The following is a 20325-nucleotide window of genomic DNA, read 5'->3' as shown; positions in this document are numbered from 1 at the left end:
TTGGCACAACTCATTTTTCATGGGATAAAATTATGTAAGCAATCCGCTAGTTTATGAATATCCTCTTTTTTATGATAGGCGCTAAGGACAATTCTGCTAACGATAGGCCCATTGTCATCAGGATAGTTAAAATTGGTGAAAATAAACCCATTTTGCTCTAAGAATTTAGCTAATTCTGGGTTACAGAACTCAAATGTGGGATGTCCAGTGATATGTGTGAAGAGTTGTTTAAAATGGGGTATGCCCTCCATGAATTCAAGATGTTTCATTAATATGCCCCTCCTTTTATTGTAGATATCCCCAGCATTTAAAAGTGTGCTTAAGAAAGCAGGCGATGCAGGACTTGCTCCACCAAAAAAAGAGGTGTCCCTAAGCATAGCCACAGCGGCTTTGTCACCAAATACGGCTCCGGCCTGAATACCCAACCCTTTTCCGAGCGAGGAACAAACAATCAATTGCACGGGCTCTAATTGCTTTAACATACTGTAGCAACCATTCCCTTGTGTTCCAACAATACCAATTCCGTGCGAATCGTCTCCCACCAGAATAATTTTGTCCAAGGGTAATTGCCGCAAAAGCTCAAAGTCTGGATATTGTCCTTTGGAAAAATCTATAGTGTCGAAAAGGATAACCGGGACAATGTTTTTGTCCAAATTCAAGATTTCGCTAAGCTTTGTATGAAATTCTTTAGGGCTGGCCGTCTGGATCACGTTATCGGTTGAAAGGGCTATGTGGGCATTGGGAACCGCTATGGCAGGGTGTCCTTGCTTCACAAGGGCTTGAACTACCAATTGTGCGGCCAAATATCCAGATGAAAGAGTGATACAAGATTCGCTGCCTGCCAATTTGGCCAAATGGGTCTCTGCTTCTTCAAAGATTTTAAGTTGAATGTTGGATTTTCGGGAAGCTCCATAATTGGTGCCATACTTCCTTAGGTTTTTGATATACAGGTCTTGAAACTCCTTATCCAATTGAAGCCCTAAATAGCTCGTGCCCCCAAAATAGAGATATTCCTTCCAGTTTTTGTAAATCGTTCGCCCAGGGTAAGAATCAATGATCATTGCCACTACTTTAGGGTTACGCCACTACCTGCTAAGATTGGGAACACAATTTCTCCATTGCTTTTAATTGTTACTCCTTTGGCAATGTCCTCCTTGAGCAACATGGACCCATCCATATCTACATAATCCAATTGGGGAAGTAGTTGGGCAATAGCGGAAATCCCCACTGTGGATTCTGTCATACAACCCACCATGACTTTCAAGCCCAGTTCTTTAGCTTTCTTGATCATACGAAGGGCAGGGGTAAGTCCCCCGCACTTGGTCAATTTAATGTTGATGCCGTTAAAGTAGCCACTACATTTTTCAACATCACCTTCTTCGATACAACTTTCATCTGCTATTACCGGAAGCACACTTTCCATTTTTACCCTTTCCATTCCTTCCCAATCATCAGCTTTAAGCGGTTGTTCCAAAAATTCCACCCCCAATTCTTTTAGCTGTGGGGCATTGGCTACGGTCTGCTCAGCGGTCCAGGCGCAATTTGCATCAATACGGAAAACACTATTGGTGTGTTTACGGAGTTCCCGCACAATGACTACATCATCCGTTGTTCCCAACTTTATTTTGTAAACTGGCCATGGCTTTTCCTTCAATTTTTCAACCATTTTTTCAATCGTATCAATTCCAATAGTGTAGTTGGTGATAGGGTATTTTGAAGAGTCTGTTTCCCAAATTTTATAAAGCGGTTTGTCCAATAACTTACCATAAAGGTCATGGGCCGCCAGATCTAATGCGCAAAGCGTAAAGTTCTGCAGTCCCAAATTTTCCAGATGACTGTGGAAGCGTTCTGGGGTGTCAAATTCATAGGCTTCAATTTGGTTTTGCACTGCCGCTATCTCAGCCTTCATGCTTTCCACGGTAATGTGGTAATATGGATTGGAAGTGGATTCACCATATCCTGTTTTTCCCTTGTGTGAAAGACTAACAATCATGGTATCCTGGGTTACGTGGGTTTCCCTTGATATGCCAAAAGGGTGTTGCAGCTGTAACTCGTACTTCCTAATTTCAATGCGCATACATTCCTCTGTTTTGAACGTACTAAGATAGCCACAAGGGAGATTGGAAAAGTAAAAACCCGTTGAAATTTCAACGGGTTTTTCAAGTTTTGGATGGTTTGGTTCAATTAGTATTTATGGACGCTACCGGAGACTGATTTTTTTGTGTGCACTTTGGCATCACCGGTATAGGAAATGTCAGCTCCACTGCTGGCATCCGCCGTTAGGGATTCCGAAACGTTTATAGAGATTCCTGCGCCACTGCTCGCATCTGCGTTGCAGGTTTTGGCCAATAAATCCCGTCCTCTTATATCTGCGCCACTGCTGGCATCAGCATATAATACATCCACTTTGCCAGATACTTTAATGTCTGCACCGCTGCTAGCATCTGCAGAAACTTCTACGGCCACAAGCTCTATATGAAGGTCGGACCCACTGCTTGCATCCAAATCCAATTTCTCAGATTCGATGACATTCTGTGCAATGAGATCTGCACCACTCGAACTTTTTAGTCCTGTGATCTCTGGAAGCGAAACATAAACTTTCTTTGTGGCTCTCCCTATGTTCTCAATGGCATGGATCCTAAGTTTTCCATCCCTGATATCTGTACCGATAAGGTCGATGATGTTTTCATCTGCCTCAACCTCAATTTTGAAGTCTTGGTCTTGGGTAACAAATACATCCAGACCTTCGGAGGCGGATACAACGGTAAATTCCTCGGTCACCTTTCTGGTTTCTTCAACTACTTGTCCGTTACCTTTCTTGCCATTCCCAAAGTTGATGTCCATCACACAGGAGGAGGCAAAAAGGGCCAATAATACTGCGATTGCGATTCTAGCTAGTGTTGTCATGATTGTTCTTTTTATGCTCAGCTTGGCTGGGCATTTGTTATTAATTGATTGATTTTATGAAGTGTTCAAATGATACTGAATTTAATTCAGTATGAAATTCGTGTTTATGATTGTTATTTTCTATTAAAGGTTTCCCAACTGTTGAAAATGTATGTTCAATTGTTTGATTGATCTCCTGTTTTGATTTCTATACCGTCTTCATCAATCTTCATTTTAAATTGATCGTTACGGTCTTTTACATTGATATCGATTCCGTTTTCGTCCAAAATGATCCGACCACCTTCTTCTTCTTCTTCAGATTCCAATTCTTCAGGGCAATCTTGGCACTTAAGCTCTCCATCTTCTCCCATGGCCCATATGTGGCCGATCATATTGCTCCTATAGTAATCCCTGTCATTTTTAATACCTCGCCCTACATGCCCCCTGGTAGATTCCTCAAACCGTACAAACTTACCTTCAGGAATAAATATGGTTGAGGTTACTTCTTGATTTCTGGCTTTATTGGATGTTGCAGTGGTCAAATAATCATCAAGGATTATTTCGTTTTCCTGTACCTCATAGCCATAATTAATTTGCTTGGCCCTTTCCCTTGCCGCGGGTGTGGAACTTCCATGGGAATCCTTTCTCACATTGATTGAAATTTGGTCATCCTTGGATTTTCTTAACTTGAAGTTCACATCGTCCGAGATCAAAATCCGCTTGTCATTCTCATCATAAGTAAAACGCATACGTCCAAAGTGAACATCATCCATATTGAATTCCAATTCCGAATCCCTCATTTTAATGACTAGAGTATCCTCCGGATTTTCCACATACATCTGATCTTTGATGTTCACGCTACCCACATTGGCAAATTCCGCTGCTTGACGAACACCTAGGGCAAAAATGGTTCCTATGGATATCAACCAAAGTCCAAGTAAGGAGAATTTGGCTATGTTACCTATGGATTTCAAATTGTTCACCAAAATCTTTAATCCCAAATAGAGCAAGAAGAAAAAGGGAATGCCAATAGCGAAAAATATCAGAATGGACATGAGCCATACGGGTGCTCCAGTGGTATTCACGATTTCATAGAAATCCACTCCTGGAATATGCACGGCATTGGACATACCCACGGTAAACATGGCGATGAACAATCCTACTAGGCTGGACGCCCCTATGATGATCAGCAATATTCCAATGAACTTACCAAAGATTTTGAACAGGAACATGATAATATCGCCGATAGTATCAAAAAAGGTCTTGGAGCCGCTCTTGACCTTGTTGCCTACTTGTTCGTAGTCAACACTTTTTACCTTGTCTGCAACATCATCAAACCCCTCTTTTACTTTGCGTTCTATATTGCTGATGTTGATGGGCTCTCCCGACATATCCAGTTTTTGGGAGGTGGTGGCCGCTTCTGGTACCAAAATCCAAAGAAGGATATAGGCTACCAGTCCAAAACCACTGAAAACCGTCAAAATGATAAAGAGTAAGCGCACCCAAAGGGCATCTATGCCTAAATAATGTTCTAGACCGGAACATACACCACCAATGTATTTTTGGTCAATGTCCCTGTACAGTTTTTTGGTTCTTCGTGTGCTTTGGGTATGGCTTTTTCTTGGTTCGTCCTCAAAAATGTCCTCATCCACCATATAATCTTCGGGTTGTCCCATTATATTGATGACCTCGTCCACTTCCTTTTGGGTAATGACCTGCCTTTCGTTTTCCATTTTTTCCAAGAAGAGTTCAGCGACCCTTGCCTCAATATCCGCAATGATCTCATCGCTTCCAGCCGTTCCGGAGAAGGAACGTTTTATGGATTCCAAATACCGCCTAAGTTTGTTAAACGCCTCATCATCTATGTGGAAGAGGGTATTGGCTAGATTTATATTTACTGTCTTGTTCATTTTAGATTCTTATTTTGTGTTGGTTACCAGATTAACTGCATTTCTTAGTTCATCCCAGGTACCGTTTAATTCGTTGAGAAACAACCTTCCTGTTTCGGTAAGGGCGTAGTATTTTCGCGGTGGGCCAGAGGTGGATTCTTCCCAACGATAGTTGAGCAATCCAGCGTTTTTCAGCCTCGTTAACAGAGGATATATAGTGCCTTCCACCACCAGCATCTTAGCGTCTTTTAAAGCTCCGAGTATTTCTGATGCATACTTGTCCTTATCATTTAGGATGGACAGAATGCAATACTCCAGAACCCCTTTGCGCATTTGTGCTTTTGTGTTTTCTATGTTCATAACTTCATGGTTCTAATTTTGCCGAACTAGGTTCGGGATCTGTTTAACTGTTCGTTTTTTGCTTCCGCCCAGTCCCTCTTTGATGAGAAGAGGGAGCGGAAACGTTTTTTGATTGATTGACCCTTCGACTTCGCTCAGGGCAGGTGTTTGATTGATGTTTTTCGTTTTTTGATTGATGATTAAACTCCTAATATTTTGATTGATGTGATTTTACTTGATAAATTTTATGGTTATGGGGTATTTAAAAGTTTCCCCGTCGTTTGTCCTGATGGTGGCCAAAATGGTGTAAACCACATTGATCACAACTAGGGCCGCTTGAAGCAGCCCCGTGATACCCACCGGCCAAAAGAAGCGACCGAACCGAAAATCGTCGCTATCAAAATGGATGTTCAAATTGTTCAGGTCGCTTAACCGGTGAAAGCCTAAAAAGTTCCAGTCAAATAGATCAGGTAAAAACCCGATAAAAAATGGAATGCTTACCAATCCTGCTACAATGGAATACAATAACATACTTATTTGAAAATTAAGAGCTTGTTTACCATTGTAATCCACAAATGCATATTCTTTTTTGTTGGCCGTCCACAAAATAAGTGGCAGAATAAAATTCCCGAAAGGAATAAAATACTTCGAAAAAGTGGACGCATGTATGATTGCGGATAAATTTCGTTCGTGTTTGGTCAATGTTGTCGCCATTTTTAATTGATGATTTTTGATAGCAATAATAGTTTACCTATTAGCTTACAATGCAAATATATGTCTAAAAGATGGTACTATGCAAAACAAAGTACTATAAATTAACATATATTTAACAAATAGGACTAACGATTAATTTGGTTATTTTTAACCAACCAAAACAGAAGTCATGGCTCTTAGTCCCAGTAAATTCAATACATTCACTTTTTTTAAACTGCCAGCTGCTTGGTGGTGCGGTGTACGCCTTACCTATATTGATGATCAAAAAGCAGTAACCAGTGTAAAGCATCGATGGTTCAATCAGAATCCTTTTAAATCCATGTTTTGGGCAGTTCAGGGCATGGCCGCAGAGTTAAGTACCGGTGCTATGGTCATCCGTCAAATTCAGAAAAGTGGTAAGAATGTTTCCATGTTGGTAGCCAATAACAAAGCCACTTTTACCAAAAAGGCCACAGGAAGAATAACCTTTACCTGCGAGGATGGTCATTTAATAGAAGCTGCCCTTCAAAAAACAATCGAGACAGGAGAAGGGCAGACCTTTTGGATGAAATCAGTGGGAGTTAACCAAGATGGGGTAGAGGTCTCCACTTTCCATTTTGAGTGGACTGTAAAAATCAAAGGTTAGTCCCCCTTACATAGTTTTTCTGTTTGTTGACCTTATAAGATTGGAATGGACCATAGTTGTTCCAAATATGCTGGTTTAGTGGGATAAAACGTTATTCGTCTAAACTATTTTCCTCGCACGGCTTTAAAGGTTACATTAGGGTAATCGAAAAACGGTCATGATTTTCACCTCATCTTCCTGTCTTGCCAAAGGCTTGCATTTGGCTATTGTAGCTGTTTTATCAAAAAAATGTCATGAAGAAAACTAGGTCAATTCCACTAACATGCATAGTGTTCCTTTTCTATTTTGGATGGGCTTTGGGGCAAACATCCGTTCAGGAAAAAGACCACTATAATTGGTTTGACAAAACTACAGGGATTGAGAATACCAACCTTCTGGAAGGCACATTGACTGTTGAAAAATATGGGTCCGTTGATGGTACCCATAAATTTTATACATCCAATGATTATCTAAATGGGCATATCGTTTTTGATGGGGAGACCTATTTTGATGTTGATATGAAATATGACCTTTATGAAGATGAATTGTTGCTCCCTCTGCGAAGCGATACCCAGGTAAGGTTAGTAAAGTTAATCAAGGAGAGAATTTCTGAATTTGTTATCGATGGACACAGATTTATTCCAGTTGTTCATCAGGGAGATGGACAAGCCAAGGTGACTTCCTTTTATGAGGTGTTGTCTGAAACGGCTTTGTTTACACTCCTGAAGAAACATAAAAAGGTCGGCTTTTCCAATTACAAAAAGAATCTTGTCCGGTATAAATTCGTGAGCAAGGATACCTATTATATAAATCATGGAGGCGACTTTACCGAAATCAAAAACAAAAAAGATATACTTCGAATTTTCCCAGAAGCTAAGAGCTCGTTTAACAAACGATCTTTTGACCATCTGAAAAAAACTAATAGGGACGAGTATTTCCTTAATATGATGGAAGTGATTCATCAACATTGGGTATCCAACAAAAGAGCAGTAGTGGAATGAAATATATACTAAGTTCTTTATTGGTATTGGGTTTTTACAGCGGACTTGCCCAGGAAATGGACGAGCAGGTAAGTTTGTCATTTGAAAATCTGTCCATGAAGGAGGCGATAGTTCTACTCCATGAAAGCTCGGACTATACTTTTTATTATGTGGATGATTGGTTGGACTCCCGTTCAATTTCCAAAAATTATGATGGCATGTCCATCAATGAAATTCTAAACGACCTTTTTGCTGACACCAACCTTAACTATCATATTATGGATGGTAAAAGGGTAGTGCTTACCAAGGGGAGTGTTATTTATAACGAACTTCCTGAAAATTTCTTTCCAAGCTCGCAGGAACAAACTATGGATTCCGTGGTCGTGGAAAGCATAGATGCCAGGGATATGATACCCATCCTGCAAGGAGCGAGCCAAGGAGCGATTCGGAATACAGGGGAAATCGTCAAAATTGGGAAGGAAGATAGAAACAGCCCAAATCGATTTGCCACCCTTAGCGGGTATGCCATTAATTCGGTGACCCAGCAACCTATTCCTGGTTTGGCCCTTGTGGTCAAGGGAAGCGGACAAGGTACAACCACAAATGCCCAAGGGTTTTATAGCATCCGTTTACCTGTGGGCAGACAACAGATTGAGGTAAGCGCATTGGGTTATAGGGGAGAGCAAAGAGCCTTGATTGTCTACGGCGATGGACAATTGAATTTTGACCTTACCGAGAGTTTTGAAGTACTGGATGAAGTGGTAGTGGAAGGAGATAGGAACAGGAATATTGAAGAAACTATTGGAGGGGTTCTGCAAATTGAAATCAAAGAAATCAAAAATATACCTTTGGTACTGGGAGAACGGGATATCTTCAAAGTAGCTACAACCTTACCTGGGGTCACCACTGCCGGGGAAGGAGCAGCTGGATTCAATGTACGAGGGGGAAAAACGGATCAGAATCTGATCCTGTTAGATCATGCTGTCATTTATAACCCTTCCCATTTCTTTGGTCTTTTTTCTGCAATCAATCCATTTACCTCCAACAATGTGGACATCTACAAAGGGAATATTCCGGCCGAACACGGGGGCCGATTGTCTTCTGTGTTCGACATTCATACCAAGGATGGCAACGACCAAAAATTCTCTGGAGAGGCCTCAATTGGACCGGTGACTGGTAACTTGACCTTGGAAACACCGCTAATCAAGGACAAATCATCGCTTTTGGTGGGAGGTAGGGCTACCTATTCCAATTGGATTTTACGTTCTCTGAAAGACGAGACCCTAAAAAACAGTGAAGCCTCTTTTTTTGATGTTATTGCCAAGTACAACTATAAGATCAACAAGAACAACGATGTGAAAGTGATGGGATATTATAGCAGGGATGCCTTTAATGTGACCAGGGATTCCTTGCAAACCTATAGCAATCGTTCAGTATCACTCCAGTGGAACCATAAGTTTAGTGAAAAGAGCAAGGGAGATCTCATTTTTACAAATAGCCAATACAAGTTTGATATAAATTTTGACGCCAATTCGGTGAGCGACTTTGATTTGAAGTACGATATAGAAGAAACCTTGTTAAAGCTTAAAATGAAGTATTTATATAATACTTCCCATAATTTTGACTATGGAATTTCTGGGAAACTTTATAATGTAAACCCCGGAAGTATAGAACCTTTGCAAGGAGAATCCATTGTAGACCCTGTTTTTCTTCCAAAGGAAAAAGGATTGGAGGCCGCTGCTTTTATATCCGATGATTTTAAGATAAATGAGAAATTATCCATTCATGCCGGATTAAGGTATTCCTGGTATGCTGCATTGGGAGAATCTGAACAACGAATCTATGAAGCAGGTCAACCCAAAAGTGAAGAAACACTTATTGAGACCCAATCGTTTGATAACAACGAAGTCATTGAGACCTATGGTGGACTTGAAGCCCGTTTGTCTGCCCGTTATTTTTTAACCCCAAGTCTTTCGGCCAAGGCAAGCTATAACAATACTTTCCAATATGTGCATACCTTGTCCAATAGCACAACCGCTTCTCCCACGGATACTTGGAAACTTTCCGATATCAACATTGAACCCCAAAGGGCCGATCAATTTGCCTTGGGACTTCATAAAAACATCAATGACAACGAGTACGAATTAAGTATTGAAAGCTATTATAAAAAGTTCTCCAACATATTGGACTATAAGACAGGCGCCAATCTTTTGTTGAATGAGGCGGTGGAAACCAATGTGCTTCAAGGGGATGGAAAGTCCTATGGAGTTGAATTGTTGATAAAAAAGAACCAAGGCAAAATCAATGGATGGCTAGGTTACACCTACGCACGTTCCTTGATTAAATTTGATGGAAACTTGGAAGAAGAACGGATTAATGGAGGAGAGTACTTTTCTTCCAACTTTGATAAACCCCATGATCTTAGTTTGGTGACCAACTATAAATTTAACCGACGTTTTAGCCTCTCTGCCAATTTTGTATTTCAGACAGGTAGACCTGTGACCTATCCGGTAGGGAATTATGTGTATGAAGGTAGAGAGTACACATTTTACAGTGATCGCAACAAATTCCGGATTCCGGATTACTATAGATTGGATGTTAGTTTCAATATTGAAGGGAACCACAAAATCAAGAAATTTGCCCATAGTTTTTGGAATATTTCAGTGTATAATGTGTTGGGAAGAAACAATCCTTTTTCTGTATTCTTTGTAACGGAAGAAGGACAGATAAAGGCCTATAAAAGCTCCATTTTTTCCATTCCAATACCAACCATCACCTATAATTTTAAGTTTTGAAGCAAATAAGGATGATATTTAAGGCACAAATTGGCATACTTCGCATCGCATTTTTAATGTTGTTGGGAGTAATGGTCTATGGCTGCATTGAGTCCTTTGAACCAGAAACAGAGACTTTTGAGGATGCCTTGGTCATTGAAACAACCATAACCAATGAAGTGCAGCAACAAGAAGTAATACTGAGTAGGGCTTTTCCATTGGAAGAATTGGTCTCAACCCCGGAGGTAAATGCCAGCGTGACCGTTGTGGATGACCTAGATAACCAATACAACTTTCAAGAAATAAACCCAGGAAGATATGGATCCGTAACCCAATTTGGAATTGTGCCTGGTAGAACCTATCAACTTTTTGTGACCACCAATGATGGGCGAACCTATGAATCCGACCCTGTTCTAGGATTGGAACCCACCCCCATGAACAATTTAACGGCCTCCAGAATAACCAATGATGGTACGGAGGGCATGGAAATATCAGTGGAATACGATAACTCCCAACTCTCAAAGTACTTGCGATATAAATACGAAGAAACATACAAGATTGTTGCTCCGTCTTGGAGCGGACAAACATTAAGGCTCCTAGGAGGCGAGCTAGTGCCATGGCCAATATACGGCAGTGTTGGGCGTACTTGCTACAATACCGATATATCCAATGATATCATCTTGAACAGGCCTCAGGAGTCCAACTCCGGTGAGGTGCAAAGATTTTCAGTGCGATTTATCGATAGAAATAATTTTATATTATCCCATCGCTATAGCATTCTTGTCAAACAGTTGGTCATCTCACAGGAATCATACCGCTACTTGGAGACTTTGGAGGAATCGACAGCTGAAGACGACTTGTTTTCTCCAAGTCAGCCTGGCTTTTTTAGCGGGAACGTCCGCTCAACTAGTAATGATGATGAAAAAGTGCTTGGCTTCTTTCATGTGGCAACCGTAACATCCCAAAGGATCTTTTTCAATTACAACGATTATTTTCCGGATGAGGAGTTACCGCCCTACGTAGATGCCTGTTTGCCTTTTGTTGCTCCTTTGGTAACCCATGACGGATCCCCGGACATTTTTGATCTTTTGGGTGATGATGTTGTACGATATCACAGCACCACCCCAACCGGAGATATTGCCGTGGTTTCAACAGTTTGTGCGGATTGTTCTGTGATGTGGGATACAACTATACCTGATTTTTGGGAAGAATAACAAGTATGAATGGAATGTATGTCATAAGGGAAATTTTTAAAAGCTATATCGCAGGCTTTATACTAATGATTCCCATCATCACCAGTGGTCAAGCCACTACATCCAATGAAGCCGGCAATAATTTGGTGTCTCAGTACAAGCACCAAGAAATGGTGTATCTGCACCACAACAAATCCTTATTATTTGCAGGGGAACAACTGTACTATAAAGTATATGCCCTAAAATCTGAATCCAAAACGCTTAGTTCTTTTAGCAAAATGGCTTATGTGGAGTTGATTGGGGAAGAGAGAGATGTAATTTTTCGGCATAAAATTAGATTAAACAATGGTGTGGGTCAGGGAGAGTTTTTTATTCCGGTTACGGTTCCATCTGGTAATTATAAACTTGTTGGATACACACAATGGATGAAAAATTTTGGATTGAACCACTTCTATAAAAGTGACATTGGTCTGATCAATCCATTCCAAAGCAATCAGCAGGCCATTGTGCAAAAAGCCGAGGATTCCATTCCACCATCCATAAAGGTAATTGAACAGACGGGTTTAAAGGAGACTGTAGATTCCAACCCATTCTTCTCATTTGAATTAAGCAAAAAAGAGTTCACTACTCGGGAGCGAGGACATTTGACTGTGAGGTCCCTCCAAAAAGGAATTCCCAGGGGGAGTTACTCGGTTTCCATCCGCAAAATAGATTCCTTGGGAGGTCCACCTCTGTTTTCAGCCCAATCCTATGTAAAAAAGCATCATTCGCAGTCCGAAGGGAATGCAAGTTTGGAAAGCCCGAGTTATTTGCCGGAACTGAGGGGAGAATTGATTTCTGGAACAATCACACCCAAGGATCTCGATTTTGTGTTGGAAGAAGAGGAGGTAGCATTATCCATTCCAGGTAAGCAGTTTGTACTTAAACTAACGAGGACCAATTGGGCTGGGGAATTCTATTTTAATCTAAACCAAGAGTATTTGAACAGCAAGGCCAATGTCCAAATATTAGGTAAGAACTGGAATAAATACCAACTTCAAATCAATGAACAACCTTCTTTGGATTATGGAGCTCTACAATTCAACAAGCTTCATATTTCACCTGAAATGACGGATTTGATATTGAAACGAAGTGTTCATAATCAAGTGGAAAATGCTTTTATCGAATTAAAGCAAGACACTGTCATGCCCATAGCTCAGACATTGCCCATCTATAGAAACTTCTCCATAAAATATGATCTGGACGACTATACACGATTTTCAACGGTTAGGGAGACAGCATCTGAAGTCTTGGAGCATGTGTGGGTGTTAAAACGAAAAGATGGAGAAGAAGTCCTCAAAGTTAGACAGGAGGAAGAAGGTGTAGCCTCAAATCTTTTGCCATTGGTCCTGATGGATGGGCTGCTGATACAAAAGCATTCTGATATTATTGATTATGATGCCAAAAAGCTTAAGCGAATCAATATCTCAAGGGAAAAATGTGTGATAAATTCCATTATTTACAATGGAATCATAGCCATGGAAACCATAGAAGGCAATTTTCAGGAGGAATTCAGCAGAGATTATATCAACCGAGTGGATTTATTTTCCCCGCTACCAATGCAAAAGTATTTCAATCAGAAATACCATCAAGCTACAAAACCGAATACAGACCAAATCCCCGATTTTAGGGAACAGTTGCTATGGCAGCCCCAAGTGGTTTTGGACTCGGATACCTCCCAACTAGAATTCTACACCTCTGATGTGTTGGGTGCATATGAAGTTTCTTTTGAAGGGTTTACTGCACAAGGGAACCCGGTCTCCTGGAAAGAAACCTTCGTGGTCAACTAAAAAATCCTCAATGACTTGTTGCATGATCAAAACCATAACCATAACCATAACCCTTGCATTTTCCTTAGTATGCGAAGTGACTTTGCAGGCCCAAAAAAACAATAATTGGCCGCAACCAGCAGGGCCTAACGGTAACTGGGCAGTAAAAACAGATGGCAAAGTGCCTACAGAATTCAGTGTAACCACCGGTAAAAATATTCTTTGGATTGCAGAATTACCGGAAGGTGGCCAAAGCGGTATTACCATTTGGGACGATACCATTTTCTTGTCGGTCATGAGCCCCATTTATGAGGTAAAAGAGGGACAACCCATAAAAGGAGCGAATATCTTGGCCTTATGCCTAGATGCCAAAAATGGACAGATCATTTGGGAAAGGGAGCTAAAAGGGAGTGCCCAAAGTGAATATATGTATGGTTTTAGCGATTCCTCTACTCCCGGACCGGTTACGGACGGGAAACATGTTTGGTTCTACAACGCAAGTGGCAACTTAAGCTGTTTTGATTTTAAGGGCAATCGAATTTGGGAAAGAACTTGGAATCCGGTAGAGGAGTTGGATGGGGTGCATTTTCCATTTAATAAGCAGTTTGAACCCTTTTTAACGGGGGACCTGGTGATAAACATGGAGACCCATTGGAAAAAGAATGGGAAGCGGGTTTATGGTTGGAACTACCTGTACGGTATAGACAAAGAAACTGGTGAACAGCGATGGATATCGGAAGATGGGCTGACGCATTACAATACACCAGTTATGTCCAAAACCGTTAAAGGAAGGTCAGCAGCTTTGATTGGTAGGGGCGGGCACCATGATGTTCCAGAAACCCCTGTTGGGTATTCCCTAATTGACCTGGAAAATGGAAATCGGATATGGAAATATGATACAGATGAAGGGCTGGCCTTGTACAATGCCACTTGGAATGAAGATTACGCGGTCTGGTATACTGAAAAGGAATGTGTGGCCCATTTGGTGGACTCCAAAACCGGGAAACTTCAACGAAAAGTATCACTGACGGCTAATGCCGATGTTAGAATCTATGATGCCGCTCAAGGCTCTTATTCACTTCAGAAAAATGTGGATCTCCAAAAAGATTTGGGAATCAATGTGTTCCCGGCATGGTTTACAAACATCATAGTGGACGACAGACTTTATTTTCTTTGTTTCAAATCGGGAAATTACCGCAACAACATTGGTCCGGATTATACAATTGCCAGGGCAGATTTAAAGTCTGGGAAGGTTGAATATTTACAGGTCCCAGTGCAAGTAACGTATAAAGATGGAACTAAATCCTATATATGGAACCAGGAACTTACCACGGAAACCATAAATAGCAGAGGCTTGGACGTTTCCAATGACAAAAGATCCCGAAGGGATGGTTGGCATTGGAATTTTAATGGCAACCCTATCGTGGTGAACGGGAAGGTTTACTTCACAACGATGTTGGGGGTAGTGTATTGCATAGATACAACAACAGATATCTTTGATGAGAGTGCCTTGATCAGCCTAAACGATTTGGGTCCAAGGGGAAAGACATGGTCCGTTAATACACCTTCATATGCAAACGGGAAATTGTATCATAGAACCCTCAAACACTTGATTTGCATAGGTGAGGAATGATATAAACAGATGTGATTTAACTCCTTATAGAGCATTCAAATTGGGTATGATGAATTGTTTACTTCCTTTGTAACAAATTCAGTAAATCAGCAACTAACTAATGTCAACCTAAAACGATAAAAATGAACGCACACGAAATAGATTATGACATTTACGGGGAGGAAATGCAATATGTAGAGATAGAGCTTGACCCCCAAGAGGCAGTAGTAGCAGAGGCTGGCAGCTTTATGATGATGGATACTGACATTAAAATGGATACCATTTTTGGAGATGGCTCAGGTCAGGATTCTGGAGTATTGGGGAAACTTTTCTCCGCAGGGAAAAGGTTATTGACAGGCGAAAGTTTGTTTATGACGGCATTTTTGAACATTGGACAAGGCAAGAAGAAGGTAAGCTTTGCTTCTCCCTATCCAGGAAAAATTTTGCCCATAGACTTATCTGAAAAAGGAGGCAAGTTTATTTGTCAGAAAGACGCCCTTTTATGTGCTGCCAAGGGGGTGTCCGTAGGAATAGAGTTTTCCAAACGTCTGGGACGAGGTTTATTTGGCGGTGAAGGTTTTATCATGCAAAAATTGGAAGGTGATGGATTGGCCTTTGTACATGCAGGTGGAACCATGGCCAAAAAAGAACTAGCTCCCGGGGAGGTACTAAAAGTGGATACTGGATGTATTGTGGGCTTCTCCCACACCGTTGATTACAATATTGAGTTTGTAGGTGGGATTAAGAATACCGTATTTGGGGGAGAGGGACTTTTCTTTGCCACCTTGCGGGGTCCTGGAACCGTCTATGTCCAATCCCTACCCTTTAGCAGATTGGCCGGACGAGTGTTGGCTTCAATTCCTCGTGGAGGAAAAGACAAAGGAGAAGGAAGCATTTTGGGTGGTCTCGGTGATATTGTGATGGGGGATAATCGGTTCTAGACAGTAGACGCAAGACAAAAGACATTAGACAAGCGTAAAATAGTTTTATTTTAGTCCTTCAAAAACCGTGGATGGACTTTTCAGAACTATTCGACTTCCTGACTCAACTTCAAAAAAACAACTCCAAAGAATGGATGGATGCCAACCGAAAGTGGTACCGTGCTTTGCGGACCAACTTTGTGGCATGGTTGGATGATTTGGATTTGACCATGTCACACTTACATGATGATTATTACCCCACCCCAGGTAAAAAAGGCATTAACCGAATCAACAACAACTTAATGTTCCACCCGCATAAACCCATTTATAAAGATCACTTTGGGGCAGGTTTGGACAAAGCACCCAACACTGCGGATTTTTATATTGAGATTGGGGTAAAACAATGTTTGTTGGCCGGGGGATTTTGGCGTCCAGACCCCAAGACCCTTCGCAGCATCCGGGATGGGATCGATTACAACGGAGAGGAGCTACAAAAGATTTTGGACGGATCAATGTTTAAGGAGCTATTTGGGAGTTTATACAAGGATGAAAAATTGACTAATGCCCCCAAAGGATTTTCAAATGATCATCCGCATATCCAACTACTACGAAACAAAACCTTTGCTGTGGTGCATGACATGAAGAGGGAAGAGGTTTTACGGAACGATTTTAAGGAGAAAATTAAACTAGTTTATTTGGAGATGCTCCCCTTTCGCCGATATTTGAACAATGCCGCATCCGTTTAGTATGATATTTTACTTCCGCGAAACCCGAAACCCGAAACCCGAAACCCGAAACCCGCAACCCGCAACTCCTAACCCATAACCCATGCCCATGAAAAATGGAACCGTCAGAAACATAAGCAAAGAGTTGCTCTCGGACAATTGGTATACCCTTAACAAGGTCACTTTTGAATACCATAGGGAAGATGGCGAATGGGAAACCCAGATTAGGGAGGCCTATGATCGTGGCAATGGGGCCGTAATATTATTATATAATAAGGAAAAGAAATCGGTGGTATTGACGCGCCAATTCCGAATGCCTACCTATTTGAATGGTAATACCGATGGGATGATGATTGAAGCCTGTGCCGGTATTTTGGAAAAGGGCAATGCAGAACAGACCATCCGAATGGAAGTGGAGGAAGAAACAGGCTACAAGATTGATACAATTGAAAAGGTATTTGAGTCTTATATGTCCCCAGGTTCGGTCACGGAAATCCTATACTTTTTTATTGGGCAATACCATGAGGAAATGAAAGTAGGTCAGGGTGGCGGCGCTGAAGATGAGACCGAGAACATCGAAGTATTGGAAATGCCATTTAAGCAGGCACTTAATATGATGGGCACGGGAGAAATTAGGGATGCCAAGACCATTATGCTCCTGCAATATGCCCAAATAAATAAGTTATTCGATTAGCAGTTTTACGACCAATAAGGCATGGACAATAAGAAAATTGCCTTGGGAGGAGGATGTCACTGGTGCACGGAAGCCGTTTTTCAATCCTTGTTGGGTGTGGAAAAGGTGGAGCAAGGTTTTGTATCCCCACAACTCGAATTAAATGCTTTCTCTGAAGCGGTGATTGTCCACTTCAATCCAGGTTTGATTCCGTTGAAAGCTTTGATAGCAATCCACCTACATACGCATAAGAGTACAAGCGATCATTCCTTTCGGAAAAAGTACCGATCTGCCATTTATGCTTTTACGGAAGAAGAAATAATCGAATCCAAAACCTTCTTGGAAGAGCTGCAGAAGGATTTTGAAGAAGCACTAATTACCAAGGTATTTCACTTCGGAGATTTTAAACCCTCGGAAGCTCAGTTTCATGATTATTATTTCAACAACCCCAACAAACCTTTCTGCGAAACCTATATTTCTCCAAAACTGAGGTTATTAATACAAAAATTTGGTGGATGGGTCAATCATGAAAAGGTCAATACCTCTCATGAATGGACTTAAGGGTCGCAAAGATATACGTTCGGATTTCATGCGATGGCACCCTAAAATGGTTGTTCATAAAACTGAAAATGAACACTTTTCCCGATCTGGTTATGAGATACCCACTAAGGTTGTAATGATTCCCGAATGACCCAGACTTTGCAAAAATGAAAGGTTGAAATCCTGGATGATTCCAAGTGTCCACAGTACCCGTTGCATCCCACATTGGAAAGAGTTGGAACAAACGCTCTTGGGAGATTTCGTTATGTAATTTTTTAAGAATATGCACCAAAGAATTGGGAGTAAAAAGGTTATAGCGGGATAGTCCGGAACCATCAACCCACCGTGGCTGTTGGGGCAAGTCACTGAGGTGTTTGTCCAACATTGTATTTATGGCAGTTTTGGTACTTAAGGTATCTGAAAGGGTAGAAGAGGCCAGCATCAGGATTTGTTCCGCTAAAAAATTGTCGCTTTTGTGCATCATCCGTTTATAAATGGAATCCATGGGAATGCCGTGAAAGGTTTCCTTGGGTCCCTGTGGAAATTCATCCACCACAGCAATTTCCTTCCCCAGAACATCCCGCAACAATCGCTGGCTGATGGCCATGTCGGTGACAAATGGAACTTCTATGGTGTCCTTTATCTTCGGATTCAGATAAAATTGATTCTGGAATTCCTCTCTTCGGAATTTTGCCTCTTTAACTTGAACACTATCCGAAAACAATTCAGGAGACGCCTTTAACTCTGGAACATTAAATAGGGTTACCACATTGCCATATAGTGGAAGCGCACTTTTTTCCGGAGAAAAATAAGTATCAAAGTCTTCCCAGGCCCAACCTGGTCCATATCTATCTTCAGAAGAATTGTAGGGATGCCAAAAAACGGTATTGTACTTTTGAATGAACCTGATGGCTGTACTGTCCTTAAAATAGGGATGGAGTAAGCTGGGGTCTCCGGTTCCTTCAAAATAAATGGTATCGTTTTGGGAGATGTACTTCAATGCAGGGACTTGTTGCGGTAAAAATTTGGTGCCGGTATAAAGGGTTACAATTTTGGTGTTGCTGGCTGGAGTAAAATACCTACCCCCATTGTGGTTGTAAATTTCCTTTTGTTTGTCAATGTTAAAAACAACCAAGCTGTGGAAAGAGCGGTTGAGTGGTGCAGATTCCAATTTGGATTCAAAACTGGCAAAACGGGAAGAAGAGCAGCTTGCAAGCAAGAAAAAGACTACGAATCTTGTGATTGCCAGATATTTAACTCCTTGATTGTATGAATGATACATTTTACGTTTAATCGATTTTAACACGAAATTATTTAATTTTTAACTCAGAGCTTATGCTTTGCTTTGTGTTTTTTCATAATTTAGGAGGACAACCTTTTAATCCAAATCATAGTTATATGCCAAGAGCAATGTTAGATTACACCAAAACCGTCCTGCAAAAGGTTAGTTTTGATGCTAAACTATTCGCTAAAGAACTCAAGAAAGCTGTTTCAAGGTTATTACCTAGTGAAATTGAAGAACTTAAAATCTGGTTACAATATTTTATATTGGATAAACCAGAATTGCAACCCACGCTACTTTTGATTAAAGCGTAGGAAGAAAGAGCCGATTTTTTAAAAAATCGGCTCTTTTTTTTCTGATTTCTTTCAACTTGGCCGATGGGTTTATTACTTCGCCAACGGACTTATGATTTTTACATCCTGAAAAGCGATTGCTCCTTTTACAATACTGGAGATTACCTCTTTCAGAGCCTCCGTTATTTGAATCTTCAATTCACTTTTGTGGTAAATTAAACTAATTTCCCTAGCTGGCGAAGGATTTTTGAACGGTCGTAGCTGCTGTACCTTTTTTGTATCAAGTTCCAACGTATTCAGGTAAGGCAGCAAGGTCATCCCCATACCTTCATCCGAAAGACTTACCAGTGTTTCAAAACTTCCACTTTCAATTTTAAAATGTTCGTCCTCTAGGTTTTTAGGTGTTTTACATAAATTGATGACTCCATCCCTAAAACAGTGTCCATCCTGGAGGAGTAGTATATCGTTGACATCCAAATCCTCCGTGCCCAATTCTTTGTGACCTGCCAAACGGTGATTACTGGGGACGTAACCTACAAAAGGTTCATAATACAATGGACGTTCTTTGATAAATTCAATTTCAAGGGGTGTTGCCGCAATTCCCGCATCCAAATGGCCATCCAATATATTCCGAATCAAGGCCTCTGTGGGTTGCTCCTTTATGATCAAGTTGACTTTGGGGTATTTTTTAATAAAAGTATTCAGGAACATGGGAAGCAAAGTGGGCATTACCGTTGGTATGATCCCTATGGTATAATCCCCGCCTATAAAACCCTTATCCTGATCTACAATATCCTTGATGCGCTCGGCTTCAGCGACAATGTTTTTGGCTTGGGCCACAATTTTTTGCCCCACTTCGGTGATGGTTATAGGCTTTTTACCTCGGTCAAAAATCAAAATATCCAACTCATCCTCCAATTTCTGGACCTGCATGCTCAAAGTAGGTTGGGTAACATAACTCTTTTCGGCGGCCAGGGTGAAATTTTTGTGCTCTGCAACTGCTAGGACATATTGCAATTGGGTAATGGTCATCAGTATAAATTTTAGATATAAATGTATAAAAAACCATCAGTAATACTTATAATATAAAACT

General features: G+C 41.0%; 19 protein-coding genes. 11 read left to right on the top strand and 8 right to left on the bottom strand.

What is annotated here, in order from left to right; genetic code table 11:
• Nucleotides 1-17: 17 nt before the first annotated feature.
• The 6 genes from FGG15_RS05580 to FGG15_RS05555 all read right to left on the bottom strand — a co-directional run bounded on the left by FGG15_RS05580 (nt 18) and on the right by FGG15_RS05555 (nt 5828).
• On the bottom strand, nt 18-1061 hold the full coding sequence (locus FGG15_RS05580; protein WP_138834059.1) for an aminotransferase class I/II-fold pyridoxal phosphate-dependent enzyme: 1044 nt from the start codon (nt 1059-1061) through the stop codon (nt 18-20).
• A gap of 5 nt (nt 1062-1066) precedes the next feature.
• Nucleotides 1067-2077 (bottom strand): dipeptide epimerase, encoded by a 1011-nt coding sequence (locus FGG15_RS05575; protein ID WP_138834057.1) that lies wholly within the window; start codon nt 2075-2077, stop codon nt 1067-1069.
• Nucleotides 2078-2184: 107 nt separating this feature from the next.
• Nucleotides 2185-2907 carry a head GIN domain-containing protein gene (locus FGG15_RS05570; RefSeq protein ID WP_138834055.1) on the bottom strand — a complete coding sequence of 241 codons (723 nt, stop codon included), beginning with the start codon at nt 2905-2907 and terminating at the stop codon, nt 2185-2187.
• A 155-nt stretch (nt 2908-3062) separates the two neighbouring features.
• Nucleotides 3063-4796 carry a PspC domain-containing protein gene (locus tag FGG15_RS05565; RefSeq protein ID WP_138834052.1) on the bottom strand — a complete coding sequence of 578 codons (1734 nt, stop codon included), beginning with the start codon at nt 4794-4796 and terminating at the stop codon, nt 3063-3065.
• A 9-nt stretch (nt 4797-4805) separates the two neighbouring features.
• On the bottom strand, nt 4806-5135 hold the full coding sequence (locus FGG15_RS05560) for a PadR family transcriptional regulator (protein ID WP_097045933.1): 330 nt from the start codon (nt 5133-5135) through the stop codon (nt 4806-4808).
• A gap of 210 nt (nt 5136-5345) precedes the next feature.
• Nucleotides 5346-5828, bottom strand: a complete 483-nt coding sequence (locus FGG15_RS05555; protein WP_138834050.1) for a DUF4870 domain-containing protein — start codon at nt 5826-5828, stop codon at nt 5346-5348.
• 169 nt (nt 5829-5997) lie between these two features.
• Between FGG15_RS05555 and FGG15_RS05550 the strand changes: the two genes are divergently transcribed.
• The 10 genes from FGG15_RS05550 to FGG15_RS05505 all read left to right on the top strand — a co-directional run bounded on the left by FGG15_RS05550 (nt 5998) and on the right by FGG15_RS05505 (nt 17678).
• A complete protein-coding gene (locus FGG15_RS05550) occupies nt 5998-6453 on the top strand; it encodes a DUF4442 domain-containing protein (RefSeq protein WP_138834048.1) in 456 nt (151 codons plus the stop codon).
• Between the two features lie 233 nt (nt 6454-6686).
• Entirely contained in the window at nt 6687-7433 is a 747-nt protein-coding gene (locus FGG15_RS05545) for a hypothetical protein (RefSeq protein WP_138834047.1), read from the top strand.
• On the top strand, nt 7430-10207 hold the full coding sequence (locus FGG15_RS05540) for a TonB-dependent receptor (protein ID WP_138834045.1): 2778 nt from the start codon (nt 7430-7432) through the stop codon (nt 10205-10207). Before FGG15_RS05545 ends, FGG15_RS05540 begins: the two co-directional genes overlap by 4 nt.
• Before the next feature lie 11 nt (nt 10208-10218).
• Nucleotides 10219-11400, top strand: a complete 1182-nt coding sequence (locus FGG15_RS05535) for a DUF4249 domain-containing protein (protein ID WP_161991925.1) — start codon at nt 10219-10221, stop codon at nt 11398-11400.
• A 5-nt stretch (nt 11401-11405) separates the two neighbouring features.
• The gene (locus tag FGG15_RS05530; RefSeq protein WP_161991924.1) at nt 11406-13208 is read left to right on the top strand and encodes a hypothetical protein; all 1803 of its coding nucleotides are present in this window, start codon (nt 11406-11408) and stop codon (nt 13206-13208) included.
• Nucleotides 13209-13230: 22 nt separating this feature from the next.
• Complete coding sequence (locus tag FGG15_RS05525; protein ID WP_138834039.1) at nt 13231-14820, top strand: outer membrane protein assembly factor BamB family protein; 1590 nt, start codon at nt 13231-13233, stop codon at nt 14818-14820.
• A 122-nt stretch (nt 14821-14942) separates the two neighbouring features.
• Entirely contained in the window at nt 14943-15740 is a 798-nt protein-coding gene (locus FGG15_RS05520; protein WP_138834037.1) for a TIGR00266 family protein, read from the top strand.
• Nucleotides 15741-15811: 71 nt separating this feature from the next.
• Nucleotides 15812-16465 carry a DUF2461 domain-containing protein gene (locus tag FGG15_RS05515; RefSeq protein ID WP_138834036.1) on the top strand — a complete coding sequence of 218 codons (654 nt, stop codon included), beginning with the start codon at nt 15812-15814 and terminating at the stop codon, nt 16463-16465.
• Between the two features lie 88 nt (nt 16466-16553).
• Nucleotides 16554-17138, top strand: coding sequence for a GDP-mannose pyrophosphatase NudK (nudK, locus tag FGG15_RS05510; protein WP_138834034.1), 585 nt, complete (start codon nt 16554-16556; stop codon nt 17136-17138).
• Nucleotides 17139-17159: 21 nt separating this feature from the next.
• The gene (locus tag FGG15_RS05505) at nt 17160-17678 is read left to right on the top strand and encodes a peptide-methionine (S)-S-oxide reductase (RefSeq protein WP_138834031.1); all 519 of its coding nucleotides are present in this window, start codon (nt 17160-17162) and stop codon (nt 17676-17678) included.
• Here the strand turns inward: FGG15_RS05505 and FGG15_RS05500 are convergent.
• Nucleotides 17653-18939, bottom strand: coding sequence for a D-alanyl-D-alanine carboxypeptidase (locus FGG15_RS05500; RefSeq protein WP_138834029.1), 1287 nt, complete (start codon nt 18937-18939; stop codon nt 17653-17655). The genes FGG15_RS05505 and FGG15_RS05500 overlap by 26 nt on opposite strands.
• 116 nt (nt 18940-19055) lie before the next feature.
• Here FGG15_RS05500 and FGG15_RS05495 point away from each other — a divergent pair, with 116 nt between their 5' ends.
• Nucleotides 19056-19253 (top strand): hypothetical protein, encoded by a 198-nt coding sequence (locus FGG15_RS05495; RefSeq protein WP_138834027.1) that lies wholly within the window; start codon nt 19056-19058, stop codon nt 19251-19253.
• Nucleotides 19254-19325: 72 nt separating this feature from the next.
• Here the strand turns inward: FGG15_RS05495 and FGG15_RS05490 are convergent, their stop codons facing one another.
• A complete protein-coding gene (locus tag FGG15_RS05490) occupies nt 19326-20264 on the bottom strand; it encodes a LysR substrate-binding domain-containing protein (RefSeq protein ID WP_138834024.1) in 939 nt (312 codons plus the stop codon).
• Between the last annotated feature and the right edge of the window lie 61 nt (nt 20265-20325).

It is taken from the genome of Flagellimonas algicola (assembly GCF_005937185.1).
GTDB classification, from domain to species: domain Bacteria; phylum Bacteroidota; class Bacteroidia; order Flavobacteriales; family Flavobacteriaceae; genus Flagellimonas; species Flagellimonas algicola.
This window is presented reverse-complemented; position numbering and strand designations above follow the sequence as displayed.